The sequence below is a fragment of the Priestia sp. SIMBA_032 genome (assembly GCF_046535215.1).
Taxonomy (GTDB): Bacteria; Bacillota; Bacilli; order Bacillales; family Bacillaceae_H; genus Priestia; species Priestia aryabhattai.
In genome coordinates this window covers 1-253 of sequence record NZ_JAWRXD010001119.1, presented here as the reverse complement: position 1 = coordinate 253, position 253 = coordinate 1, and the positions used below count along the sequence as shown (strand labels likewise).

Genomic DNA, 253 nt, shown 5'->3' with positions numbered 1-253 from the left:
CTTCACGAGCGCGCTCTGTAATGTCATCGTTGAACGGGTGCTCATCGCTTACAAGCGGACGCACACTCCAGGCCATTTGCTCACCTAGACTTGTGTAGTGCGTGATCCATCGCCCATGCTCGTCGAGTTCTGCAATATGAGCCTGTTTACGATACTGATTTAACTCATCAACAGGAACGTCGAACCCCTGACCTTGAAGCCAACGATCAGGATTGCTGAACATTTCCGGAAGGTCGCCCTTGGTTGTTTCTCC

General features: G+C 51.4%; 1 protein-coding gene. It reads right to left on the bottom strand.

Annotated features, from left to right (window positions below):
• The coding region (locus SB717_RS37810) for a hypothetical protein (protein WP_410908300.1) at positions 1 to 253 on the bottom strand (253 nt) is incomplete at both ends.